This is a genomic window from Pseudoalteromonas shioyasakiensis (genome assembly GCF_019134595.1).
In the GTDB taxonomy this organism is placed as follows: domain Bacteria; phylum Pseudomonadota; class Gammaproteobacteria; order Enterobacterales; family Alteromonadaceae; genus Pseudoalteromonas; species Pseudoalteromonas shioyasakiensis_A.
Map to the genome: position 1 here is coordinate 2,101,233 of NZ_CP077770.1, position 13,279 is coordinate 2,114,511.

The 13,279-nt window shown below is 43.0% G+C and carries 9 protein-coding genes; 8 read left to right on the forward strand and 1 reads right to left on the reverse strand.

Annotated elements, in window-relative coordinates:
* The first annotated feature begins 49 nt into the window (after positions 1-49).
* From KQP93_RS09770 to KQP93_RS09805, 8 genes are all read left to right on the forward strand, one after another.
* The gene (locus KQP93_RS09770) at positions 50-1,255 is read left to right on the forward strand and encodes an efflux RND transporter periplasmic adaptor subunit (RefSeq protein ID WP_217874218.1); all 1,206 of its coding nucleotides are present in this window, start codon (positions 50-52) and stop codon (positions 1,253-1,255) included.
* 14 nt (positions 1,256-1,269) lie between these two features.
* Positions 1,270-4,443, forward strand: a complete 3,174-nt coding sequence (locus KQP93_RS09775; protein WP_217874219.1) for an efflux RND transporter permease subunit — start codon at positions 1,270-1,272, stop codon at positions 4,441-4,443.
* A gap of 105 nt (positions 4,444-4,548) precedes the next feature.
* Complete coding sequence (locus KQP93_RS09780) at positions 4,549-5,142, forward strand: PilZ domain-containing protein (protein WP_217874220.1); 594 nt, start codon at positions 4,549-4,551, stop codon at positions 5,140-5,142.
* 84 nt (positions 5,143-5,226) lie between these two features.
* The gene (locus tag KQP93_RS09785) at positions 5,227-6,285 is read left to right on the forward strand and encodes an agmatine deiminase family protein (protein WP_217874221.1); all 1,059 of its coding nucleotides are present in this window, start codon (positions 5,227-5,229) and stop codon (positions 6,283-6,285) included.
* A complete protein-coding gene (locus KQP93_RS09790; protein WP_054553061.1) occupies positions 6,278-7,171 on the forward strand; it encodes a carbon-nitrogen hydrolase in 894 nt (297 codons plus the stop codon). The genes KQP93_RS09785 and KQP93_RS09790 overlap by 8 nt, the downstream gene beginning before the upstream one ends.
* Before the next feature lie 30 nt (positions 7,172-7,201).
* Positions 7,202-10,675, forward strand: a complete 3,474-nt coding sequence (gene mfd / locus KQP93_RS09795; protein WP_217874222.1) for a transcription-repair coupling factor — start codon at positions 7,202-7,204, stop codon at positions 10,673-10,675.
* Positions 10,675-11,505 (forward strand): peptidoglycan binding protein CsiV, encoded by an 831-nt coding sequence (locus tag KQP93_RS09800; protein WP_217874223.1) that lies wholly within the window; start codon positions 10,675-10,677, stop codon positions 11,503-11,505. Before mfd ends, KQP93_RS09800 begins: the two co-directional genes overlap by 1 nt.
* Before the next feature lie 11 nt (positions 11,506-11,516).
* Entirely contained in the window at positions 11,517-11,780 is a 264-nt protein-coding gene (locus KQP93_RS09805) for a hypothetical protein (protein ID WP_055198739.1), read from the forward strand.
* A gap of 42 nt (positions 11,781-11,822) precedes the next feature.
* Here KQP93_RS09805 and KQP93_RS09810 read toward each other — a convergent pair whose 3' ends face one another.
* Positions 11,823-13,199: a hypothetical protein gene (locus KQP93_RS09810; protein WP_217874224.1), complete on the reverse strand. Its 1,377-nt coding sequence runs from the start codon at positions 13,197-13,199 to the stop codon at positions 11,823-11,825.
* Between the last annotated feature and the right edge of the window lie 80 nt (positions 13,200-13,279).

Here is a 13,279-nt window from a genome sequence, read left to right on the forward strand (position 1 = left end):
AGACTATTTTTTATGCATACCTACTTAACAATTGGACTGTGGAGTAAACATGCGTCTGCCTTTCGCACCTGCCAAATTATCATTATCTGCGTTGTTATTAGTTTCTGCTCCTTTGCTACTGCAAGGTTGTTCTGAAGCGCCACAGCAACAACAGGGTCAAATGCACCCCGCTGCTGTCGCGACTATGACAATGGAAACTCACGATGCACCTTTTACTATTGAGCTACCAGCGACGCTGTCTGGTTCAAAAGAGGTTGAAGTTCGTGCCCGTGTCACCGGTATTCTTGAATCACGCAACTTTGAAGAAGGTCAGCGTGTAGAGCAAGGCCAATCACTGTTTACAATTGACCTAGAACCTTATCAACTTGCGGTTGATCGTGCGCAAGCTGCACTTGATGGTGCAAAAGCAGCGCTTGTTCAAGCTGATCGTGACGTTAAACGATTAGCTAAACTACGTGCCGAAAAGTCAGTTTCACAACGTGACTACGATAACGCAAGCTCAGCCAATGATATTGCTAAGACAGATTTAGCCGCTGCAAAAGTAGCCTTAAAAGAAGCGCAACTAAACCTTGAATATGCGCAAGTGAAAGCCCCTGTCGCAGGTGTAATGGGACGTGAGTTTGTCTCTGAAGGAACCTATGTTTCTGGTCCAGATTTATTACTGACTCAAATGACTCAGTTTGACCCTATTCGTATTCGTTTTGGCCTATCTGAGCGTGAACAACTGCAAATGCGTCAAGATGTTAAAAATGGCTCACTGACATTACCTGAGCAAGGCCACTGGAAAACACAAATTAAACTCCAAGACGGCTCTTTATACGGGCAAACCGGTGAAGTTAACTTCTCTGATGTGCGTATTAATCCAAACACAGGTACCAGTGAGTTTCAGGCAATTATTCCTAACCCTGATTTTCAACTTCGCCCGGGTCAATTCGTTCGTGTTGAGTTAAGTGGTGCAGTTCGCAAAAACGCTTTCATCGTGCCGCAACGTGCCGTGCTTGATAACGGCACCGGTAAATTTGTTTATGTAGTAAGTAAAAACGAACAAGGTATGGATGTCGCATTACCTGCCCCTGTAAAAGTAGGTGAATGGATCAAAAAACCAGAAAACGAGCAATACCAAAACTTTTGGTTAATCCGCAGTGGTTTAAAAGAAGGCGACCAAGTTATTGTTGATGGCATGGCACGTATTTTCTTCCCAGGTATGCCAGTCAATGTTGGCAAACCCGCCGCTAACCCAAGCCACGCAGAATAAGCACAGGGAGCCTTATGTTTTCTCGTTACTTTATAGACAGACCCATTTTTGCGTTTGTTATATCTATCGTTATTGTGCTTGCGGGCCTTGCTGCGATGCGCAGCTTACCAGTGGCGCAATATCCTGAAATAGCACCACCGGTTGTACAAGTAACCGCAGCCTACCCGGGTGCATCTGCCGATGTGCTTGAGCAAACGGTTGCGACACCGATTGAAAATGCCATTACCGGTGTTGAAGGCATGATGTATATGTCTTCAACGTCAACCAGTGCAGGTTCAACCACCATCGAAGTTACTTTTGAAATTGGTACTGATGTTGACCAAGCCGCCGTTAATGTAAACAACCGTGTTAAGCAGGTTGAAGCGCGCTTACCTGAAGAAACTCGCCGCCAAGGTGTGGTGGTTCAAAAAGGTTCTTCTAGCTTTTTACAAGTTCATGCCTTTTACTCACCAGATGGAACACGTTCGAGTTTATGGACATCAAACTATGTCACCATGAACGTGCTAGACCGTGTTAAACGTATTCCTGGCACTACCAGTGTACAAATTTTTGGTGCCAAAGATTACGCAATGCGCATTTGGTTACGCCCTGATGTGATGAGCCAATTAGGTGTCACTGTTGAAGAAATTGCAGGGGCAATCCGTGTACAAAACTCACAATACGCGGCAGGTAAAATTGGTGCCACACCTACTACACAATCTCCTCAAGAGTTGGTTTACAGTGTGACTGCACAAGGTCGCTTATCTGAGCCTGAGCAATTTGAAAATATCATTATTCGTTCAAACACAGACGGCAGTAGCTTGCGCTTAAAAGACGTAGCGCGTGTTGAGCTTGGCTCAAAAGACTATAACTTCAAAGGGACAATTAACGGTAAAGAGGCGGTACTATTAGGTATCTTCTTGCAACCAGGAGCAAATGCCCTTGATGTAGCCGAAGAAGTAAACAGTGTTATTGAAGAAATGAAAAGCCAGTTCCCTACCGGACTTGCACATTTAACCTCGTACGACACAACCCGCTTTGTTGAAGTATCGATTCGTGAAGTTGTAAAAACACTACTTGAAGCCATGGTATTGGTATTCTTAGTAGTGTATTTATTCTTACAAAACTGGCGTGCTACCCTAATACCTACCCTTGCAGTACCAGTGTCACTACTGGGCACATTTGCCGGTATGTATATGCTGGGTTATTCAATTAACTCACTCACCTTATTTGGTATGGTGCTGTCGATTGGTATTGTTGTTGATGATGCTATCGTGGTACTCGAAAACGTTGAGCGTATCATGCACGAAGAAGGCTTAGGTGCTAGAGAAGCCGCTGTTAAAGCGATGGGCGAAGTAAGCGGCCCTGTGGTGGCAATTGTTTTAGTACTTTGTTCAGTGTTTGTGCCAATTGCGTTTTTGGGTGGCTTAACCGGTGAGTTATTCCGCCAGTTCGCTATTACTATTTCGATTGCTGTGAGTTTATCGGGTATCGTTGCGTTAACGATGACGCCAGCGCTTTGTGTGCTTATTTTAAAACAAGAACACAAGCAAACTGCCCGCTTCTTCTTATGGTTTAACGACATGTTTACCAAGATCACAGGCCGTTATGTCGGTGCTGTTGGCTTTATGGTACGCCGTGGCCTGTTAGGGCTGATCTTAATGACGGGCATGATTGCCGCTACAATTGGCCTTTGGCAAAACACCCCTGGTTCGCTTGTGCCAGATGAAGACCAAGGTTATTACATCTCTGCAATCTTCTTACCTGACGGTTCATCACTTGAGCGCACAGAGCAAGTCACACAGCAAGTTGTTGAGGCCGTACAATCAAACCCAGCGAACGAAAACGTGGTGGCGTTTACCGGTTTTGACTTTATTGGCGGTGGTTACAAAAACAGTGCTGCAACCTTATTCGTAACTCAAAAGCACTGGGATGAGCGTGAAGTTGATACCAAGGCGCTGGTGCAAGAGCTATTCATGAAAACAGCGGGTATTAAAGAGGCGCTCGTTCTTGCCTTTAATCCGCCTGCTATTTTTGGTTTAGGTAACACCGGTGGTTTTGAATTTTACATTCAAAACAAAGGTGATAGCGACCCAGACAAACTTCAACATGCAATGCAGTTGATGACAGCTGAAGCACAAAAGAGCCCTATCATCAGTGGCCTGCAAACACTTTGGCGCCCTGATGCACCACAGCTACGTGTTGATGTTGACCGTGAACAAGCGCGTGCCATGGGTGTAGAAATTGATGATGCGTTCACTGCCCTTGCGGGTAACTTAGGGACTTATTACGTTAACGACTTCAATAAATTTGGTCGCGCATGGCAAGTACTAATGTCTGCAGATGCTGAGTTTAGAATGAAGCCTGATGACATTGGTCGTATCTATGTTAAAAACAACCAAGGTACTATGGTGCCGCTTTCAGCCTTTACCACTATCGAGTATAGCCGTGGCCCTGAAAACCTAAATCGTTATAACAACTTACCTGCTGTTAAACTGATGGGTAATGCAGCACCGGGTTACAGTTCGGGTCAAGCTATTGCTGAAGTTGAGCGTATAGCACAAGCCGTTTTACCACCTAATATGACCTACGAATGGACAGGCTCTGCATTCCAAGAAAAACGCAGTTCAGGCACCACAGGGATTGCCTTAGGCCTTGCTGTGATCATGGTATTTTTGATTCTAGCAGCGCTATATGAGCGTTGGTCGTTACCACTGTCTGTGATGCTTGCCTTGCCATTTGGTACCTTTGGTGCGCTTATAGCAGTTTGGGTTGTTGGCATGACAAACGATGTGTACTTCCAAATTGGTCTGGTAACACTTCTTGGTCTTGCTAGTAAAAACGCGATTCTTATCGTTGAATACGCCTTGATGAAACATCAACAAGGCTGGAGCGCAAGTACGGCTGCACTTGAGGCTGCACGTTTACGTTTTAGACCAATCATTATGACTTCGCTTGCTTTCATTTTAGGCGTTGTTCCTTTAGTACTGAGCTCTGGCGCAGGTGCAGGTGCCCGTCACAGTGTTGGTACCGGTGTAATGGGCGGTATGATGGCAGCGACATTCCTTGCCGTATTCTTTGTGCCGCTGTTCTTTTATTGGTTAACGGCGCGTAAGTTAACTGAAAAACGTTCAAGACAAGAGCTTGCTGATGAGATAGCAGAACATCATCAACAAGAACATGTCAAAACCCAAGAGGGTAACCTGTAAAAAATGAAGGGCAAACAATGAGTTTGCCCTTTTTTTTGATTATTTGATTACTAGCAATTTACTGCTTCGAACGCTAGTATTAAGGAAAGATGTGTGGAGTACAGCATGAATAATCAAAAATTAGCCGAATTTGAACAGTTTTTTCAAATCAACGAGAGCAACCGTGTCAATTTATATGCGGTTGAACCAAGTGCTGTGCCAAAAACCAATGCTGAGCTTGAAGCGGATATCCCTGCCCTGTTTAAACTTGCCAACGAAGTAAACGAACTTGAACAAACAAGCTTACGACCACTGCGTAATCTGGGTGATGTAGCACAAGAATTAGCTGTTTTCTTACAAGCTCAGTCTCGTAAAATTGATTTAATCATGAGTCACATCTTAGCCTCAGAGCAGCCTGACGATAACGCAAACTATTGCGATAGTTATGGCGGTGGCGGTGTAAAACTTACCTCCGCTGATGTGTATGAATTAGGGCAATCATTTCGCACTAAGTTATTCTTGCAACACGAAGCATCAGCTATTTATTGCTATACCGAATTAGTGGCTATTGAAAAATGCGATGATGATAAATACCAATACACATTATTGTTTACTGCCATTCGCGATGCTGACCAAGATTTAGTCGTAAGAGCAGCCCTGCACGCACAAACACGCCAACTTAAAAAACGTCAGCAAGAAAACAATCAGCAAGACAGTTAAAAATCACGCTTTATCGCGCACAAAAAGCTGACATCTATGGCTAAAATGCTAAACTAGCCCCACCTTAGTTTGTTTAATACCTTCATGAAATTTAGACTTTTACCTGAATGGGCTGAGCAAGATGCCGTTATGCTCACTTGGCCTCATCAAGACACAGATTGGGCTGCAAATTTAACAGCTGTTGAGCCTGTGTATGTAGCGCTTTGCCAAGCAATTAGCCAACAACAAGATGTTGTAATTGTGGCCCATGATAATGCCCTCAAAGCACATATTTCAGTTTTACTTGCAAATGCAGATGTCGATGCTAATCGCATTCACTTTGTGGTGACACCGTGTAACGATACTTGGGCACGTGACCATGGCCCATTAACCTGTGCGAATATTGATGACGCAACAGAGTTAAAAGTAATGGATTTTATTTTTAATGGTTGGGGCAATAAATTTGCAAGTGATCTTGATAATAAAATTAATCAAGTACTTGTAAAGCAAGTCGCTGACCCTAAAAATGGTTATCAGCAAAGTGAGCTGGTTCTTGAAGGCGGTGGTGTCGAAATCAATGAACACGGCGTACTACTCACAACCAGTGAGTGCTTATTAAACCCAAATCGTAACCCAGAACTCAAAAAAGCAGATATAGAAAAAACGCTGGTTGAGCAACTAGGTGCTACCTCTTTTCTTTGGGTTGATCACGGTTACCTTGCGGGTGATGATACTGACAGCCATATTGATACGCTGGTACGTTTTGCACCAAACAACACGCTTGTTTATGTTAAGTGCGACGATAAAAATGATGAGCACTTTGCAGCCCTTGATGCAATGGAAAAACAACTGCAATTATTTAAAACAGCAGAAGGTGAAAACTACACGCTGATTGCCTTACCTTGGCCAAAAGCAGTTTTCGATGAAGATGGTGACAGACTACCTGCCACATATGCTAATTATTTAATTATCAATAAAACCGTTTTAGTACCAATTTATGGTGATGAAAACGACCAACTGGCGCTTGGTCAGGTTGCCAAAGCATACCCAGATCACACTGTAGTGGGTATTAATTGTGTGCCAATTATTCACCAATTTGGCAGCTTACACTGTATTACAATGCAATTACCGCGCGGCTTTTTAGCAGGAACAAACAATGACTAAACCAACGCATTTAAAGGTTGCTCTTGTTCAGCAATCAAACACCGATAATGCTCAAGACAATATGGCTAAATCAATTGCGGGTATTCGTGATGCAGCAAGCCAAGGCGCTAAGCTTATTGTTCTTCAAGAGCTACACCGTAGCCTGTATTTTTGCCAAACCGAAGATGTAGATGTTTTTGATTTAGCAGAAACCATTCCGGGCCCAAGCACAGATACCTTAGGCGCACTTGCCAAAGAACTCAATGTGGTGATCGTGTCATCATTATTCGAAAAGCGCGCTACGGGTCTATATCATAATACTGCTGTGGTACTTGAAACTGACGGCAGCATTGCCGGTAAATACCGTAAAATGCATATTCCTGATGACCCAGGCTTTTACGAGAAGTTTTACTTTACACCGGGTGATTTAGGTTTCGAGCCTATTCAAACCTCTGTTGGTAAACTAGGCGTATTAGTGTGTTGGGATCAGTGGTTCCCAGAAGCTGCACGCTTAATGGCAATGGCTGGCGCGGAAATTTTAATTTACCCAACAGCCATTGGCTGGGACCCGCGTGATGAAAAAGACGAGCAAACACGTCAAAAAGACGCCTGGGTTATTTCACAACGTGCTCACGCAGTTGCCAACGGCGTACCTGTGATCAGCTGTAACCGTGTTGGCCACGAAAGTGATCCAAGCGGTCAAAGTGAAGGTATTCAGTTCTGGGGTAACTCGTTTATAGCGGGTCCTCAAGGTGAAATCTTAGCCGAAGCGAACAACAGCGATGAGCAATTATTAGTTGTTGAATTAGACCAAGCGCGTAGTGAAAACATACGTCGAATTTGGCCTTACCTTCGTGATCGTCGTATCGATCACTATCAGGACTTAACCAAGATTTATCGAGACTAAGCAGTAAAAAACAGTTTAAAGGAGTAGTAAATGGCGTTTGCGCAATGGGCAGCATTGCCTTGGGTAAAATCTGAAAAAGATAAAATTCAGTGGGGACAACTTACCGGTAGCGGGCTTAGCATCGCCATCGCAGAAGGTGTAAAGCAACACAACGAGCTGGTTGTGATTGTCACCCCAGATACGCCAAGCGCCCTACGCCTTGAAACTGAACTCGAATTTCTGTTGCCTGAAAACCCAGTCATGGTCTTCCCTGACTGGGAAACCTTGCCTTATGATCATTTTTCGCCGCACCAAGATATTATTTCGGCGCGCTTAGCCACGTTAAATACCTTAAAAAAAGAACAACAAAGCGTATTAATCGTGCCAGTGTCGACCTTGATGCTGCGTACTGCCCCTGCTTCGTTTATTTATGGTTCAACACTTAACTTTAAAGTTGGCGATACCCTAGATACCCACACACTGCGTGAAAACTTAGAACAAGCGGGCTATTTACATGTACAACAAGTGATGGAGCATGGTGAATACGCGATTCGCGGCTCTATCGTTGACTTATATCCTATGGGTAGCCCTCACCCATTTCGTTTAGACTTTTTTGATGATGAGCTCGACAGCATTCGTTTGTTTGATGTTGAAAGCCAGCGCTCAGATGAAAAGGTCGACAAAATTGAGTTACTGCCAGCTCACGAGTTTCCAACTAACGACTCAGACATTGAGCGTTTTCGTATCAACTATCGTGAACAATTTGGCGCAAGCTCTGAGCAAGACTCAATTTATATGCAGGTGACTAAAGGAACCTGGCCTGCGGGTATCGAATATTACATGCCACTATTTTTTGATGAATTGGCAACTATCTTCGATTACTTACCAAGCAATACCACGTTTATGCATTTTGGCGATATTGAGCATGCTGCTGATCAGTTTTGGCATGATGTGAATGTCCGCTATGAAAACCGCCGTGTTGATCCGCTCAGACCTTTACTCGAACCTGTAAAACTGTATCAAAGCGTTAATGAACTATTTGGTGAGTTTGGTAAATATGCGCGTATTCGCTTATCACAAGCAAAATTAGGCACCAAAGCGGGTCATACAAACCTTGCTAGTAAAGAGCTGCCAAATGTTCGTATTGATCATAAGTTACATGAACCGTACCAAGGTTTAATTGACTATGTTGCCAGCGAGAAAAAACAAAAAGGCCGCGTGCTGCTCTCGGTTGAATCGGATGGCCGCCGCGAATCATTACTCACTTTATTAAAGCCAAGCGGTTTAAAGCTTAAAGAATTTGAATCGTTTAGCGATTTTACCAATAGTTCGAGCGATGTTGGCCTAATCGTTTCGCCACTTGAACAAAGTGTGGTGCTAGACGGTAAGCCGCGTTTAACCATTATCACAGAGCAAGAATTATTAGGCATTAAGGTCTCGCAACGTCGACGCCGTAAACACAAATACGAAGCCAGCCAAGATGCGCTTATTCGTAACCTTGCTGAATTACGTGAAGGCCAGCCAATTGTTCACCTTGATCACGGCGTAGGCCGCTACCAAGGCCTTGAAACCATTGATGCTGCCGGTGTGATCACTGAATTTGTTACGATCATCTACGCCAACGAGGCAAAGCTATACGTGCCCGTTTCTGCGTTACATATGCTGAGCCGCTATTCAGGTGGTGAAGAAGCCTCTGCCCCGCTCCATAAATTAGGCTCCGATGCGTGGGAAAAAGCCAAGAAACGTGCCGCTGAAAAAGTCCGTGATGTGGCTGCTGAGCTATTAGATATTTACGCTAAACGCCAAGCAAAGCCTGGCAATAAATTTAAGCTTGATGGCAGTGCATATCGTCAGTTTAGCGATAGCTTCCCATTTGAAGAAACTGACGATCAACGCAACGCCATTGAGTCTGTGCTCGGTGATATGCAAAGCAAGCAAGCGATGGACCGTTTAGTATGTGGTGATGTTGGCTTTGGTAAAACCGAAGTGGCAATGCGCGCAGCCTTTGTTGCTGTTAACGATAACAAGCAAGTTGCGGTGCTTGTACCAACCACACTACTTGCACAGCAGCATTATGAAAACTTTAAAGATCGCTTTGCCGATTTACCAATTGAGGTTGGCGTTTTATCGCGCTTTAACTCAACCAAAGAGCAAAAAGACACCCTAGATAAAATGGCCGAGGGTAAATTAGATATCGTGATTGGTACTCACAAGCTTATTCAACAAGATATTAAATTTAAAGATTTGGGCTTATTGATTGTTGACGAAGAGCACCGTTTTGGGGTGCGCCAAAAAGAAAAAATCAAAGCATTACGTGCCGATGTCGATATTTTAACGCTTACAGCAACCCCTATCCCACGTACATTAAACATGGCAATGAGTGGTATGCGTGACTTATCAATCATAGCTACACCGCCTGCGAAACGTTTAGCAGTTAAAACCTTTGTTAGACAAAGAGATGCTGAACTAATTCGCGAAGCAATTCTGCGTGAGATTAAACGCGGTGGTCAGGTGTATTTCTTACATAATAATGTTGAAACCATAGACCGAGTTGCAGAAGAAATCAGTGAATGGGTACCTGAAGCCAGCGTAACAACCGCACATGGTCAAATGCGAGAACGCGAGCTTGAACAAATCATGAGTGATTTTTATCACCAAAAATATAACGTGATTGTGTGTACCACTATTATCGAAACCGGTATCGATGTACCCACGGCCAATACCATTATTATGGACAGAGCAGATAAACTCGGTCTGGCACAGCTGCATCAGTTGCGTGGTCGTGTTGGCCGCAGCCATCACCAAGCGTATGCCTACCTCCTGACTGGTAACCCTAAATCACTGAGTAAAGATGCAGTTAAACGTCTTGAAGCGATTGAATCACTGGAAGACCTGGGTGCAGGCTTTGCGCTCGCAACCCATGACTTAGAAATTCGTGGTGCTGGTGAGTTGCTTGGTGATGATCAATCGGGTCAAATGCAAACAATTGGCTTTAGTTTGTATATGGAAATGCTTGAACAAGCGGTTAACTCCCTCAAAGAAGGTAAAGAGCCTACCCTTGAGAACTTGCTCGGTCAGCAAACTGAGGTTGACTTAAAGCTGCCAGCGTTATTACCTGATGACTATATTCATGATGTAAATGCACGTTTAGGTATCTATAAACGCATAGCAAGCTGTGCTAACCTCAATGATATGGACGAGTTACAGGTAGAGCTGATTGACCGTTTTGGTCTGTTGCCTGACGCCACGAAAAACTTATTCAGTTTGCAGCAATTAAAACTGCAAGCAAGTAATATTGGCATTAAGAAGATTGAAGCAAACCCGAAAGGTGGTTATTTTGAGTTTAGCCAGCATACAAAGGTTAACCCTAGCTTCATTATAGGTTTGATACAAAGTGCACCACAGGTGTATAAAATGGATGGCGCAAACAAACTGCGCTTTGCAATTAGCGAAGCCAACGCTCGCGAACGCTTAAAAATGGTCACTGCAATGATTGCAGATTTCGAAAAAAAGGTTAGCCATTAATGTTGTTTAGAAATAGTTTACTACTGCTTTGTTGCTTATTTACAAGCTCGTCATTTGCAGCACGTTGGTTCGAAATAGAAGTACTTATTTATAAACAGCGCCCAGCCCCCTACTTACAGGAAGATTTCAGCCTAAAACACGATGAAATCAAGGCTAAGAGTAGCAAAGATCTATTATCTCCTGCATACACTGAGCAGGCAAAACAGGCTTGTATTGAAGGCGATAGCCGCTTTCGCTCTGATTCGTTCACTGATTCTTTAGTCAATAGCAACCCTCACTCGAATGTGTGTGATGACAGTGTTGATTTTTTAGCAAGCTATAATCAACTGCCTGTTACACCCGTTGTTGAACCCCGTGAAGACACTGACGAAATTTACTTAATCGCACCAGAACAATTACAGTTTGTTGAGCAAAAAAATCAGCTTGATAGAAAAGGCTTAACCCCTATTTTGCATACCGGCTGGCGTTTTCCTGAAATGAGTGAAAAAAGAGCACCGAGTATCCGCCTATTTGCCGGCGAGCACTTAGCAAAACACGCAAGTCCTGTAGAAGAAAACAACGATTTTATAAGCTTAGTAGGCCCTGCTGAGCGCTATATTCCCGACCAACTGCAAAATGTGCCAGAGTGGGAATTAGACGGTTTAATGAAAATTTACGTTCGTCACTACTTATTTATAAATGCAGATTTTGATATTAGTCAGCGCTTAGAAACTGGTGATTACGAAAAGGCACGTTTTTCACAATTTAAACGTGTGATCAGTAACGAGATACATTATTTTGATCACCCACGTATGGGGATGATCGTTCAAATAAGACGCTACAACCATTAATGGATACAATTATGAAAAAATATATGGCAATTGCAGCAGCGGCTGCGGCACTTACTTTAGCTGGTTGCTCAAAAGTAAATTTAGAGAACTACGAAAAAATTGAAATTGGCATGGATAAAACTGAGGTTGAAGCTATTTTGGGTTCCGCGGATAAGTGTGAAGAAAAGACACTACACACTAACTGTATCTGGGGTAACAAAGATAAAAATATCGAAATTACGCTAGTGTCAGACAAAGTATCGCTTTACAGCAAAACAGGTTTAGACGCTAAATAAACCTGAGTGGGTGGCCAAGGCCACCCCTTCATCTTTCATCTTTCATCTTTCATCTTTCAGAATGTCAGTTTGCGAGTAGATGCGCTCAATATTAACAATCTTGCTGCGATTTAACGTAATCTTGTAACGCTGATACAAAGTTTCATCTTCGCTTTGTGTAAACACTAATACCACATTTAACTGATAACGTCTTTCTACGGCTTTCTTAGAGATTTTATTACTATCTAAATGATAAAGCTTACCTTCACCCCGCTTTAAATAACGAGCAAACGGTGCCAAGCTAAATTGTATGGTTTGTTGCAAGGTGTCGTAGCCAGGTAAAAACTCTTTTGCGTAAACTTGTGTTTCGCTCGAAAAATGCAACCATTGAGCAGCTTGTTTATTTTGATGACGTCGCTTTGAAAAAATTCTTCTTACCGCTTTAGGCAGGCGTTTAAAATTGGTGTATTCAAGCCAAATATATTGGCTGGCAATTTTGTCTTTGGTTATGCTGTTTTTAAACTGAAAGCGCCATTTTGGTCGCCCCCTAACAATAGCCCGCCAGATAACCCGTGTTATGTCTTCTTTAAATATCTCACGAAGACCATAAATAACACCCAAGATCAAAATCAACGTTGCTGTCACTTCGGTAAAGTTTGACCGTGCATTTAACACAACCAACATCACAAAGGCCATGATCACAGCGGTCACCGTGCCCTTTACCATGCGTTTTAAATAACTGTTTAAATGCCGCGTGCTACGTGTAAGTACCACCCCATGCTCAATCAAACGTTGTAATAGACGCATTTTATTGGTGATACGGTTGGCATCTTCAAGTGTTGATTGCGAGTTATATTCTTGCTCTTCACGGTAATTGTTTTCAGCTTTACAAAACTCTAATAGATCACTGCGCTCTTTTGCAAAATCACTACTGCGCGGCCCTTCATCAAGTAGTTTTAAAAATGACTGCTCTACATGCCAGCTTAAGTAGTTATCGGCGTTTTTATAAAATGGCAGTAGCTTTTCATCATCTGGGGTGTAGCGTCTTAGTTTTTTCAACAAGCCTTTGGTTTGCTCGCACAACTCAATGGCTGCAGGGTAAAACTCTTCGGCTTCTTGGTGCTTTAGGGTGTCTTTAATATCGGCATTCAGCGCTAATCGAACTTGATAACAAAATAAGTTTAAGTTTTGCCGATAATCTTGCTGTTCACCTTTGTTTTTACTAACAAAGCGGCTTCTCACTAAGGGTAAGTGAATGTTGTTAGCATTATATGCAAGGTGCGATTTAAAATTGTTGTTAAAGAAAGATTCTTCGCTCAGTGTTTGTGGATTAACACTCATTTCATTAGGAATGGAGAAATAGAGGTCGAGTCGTTGCTCTGTGCGTGGTTTAAGCTCAGGCTCAATAATAAAAGATAAGTTTTCGTCTTGTTTAAGCAATATCACCTCGTTTGTTAAAAGTACCTCTATAGTTTACGCGTTGATAAGCTTTCAGACAATAAAAAAGGCCCAGTAAAAAC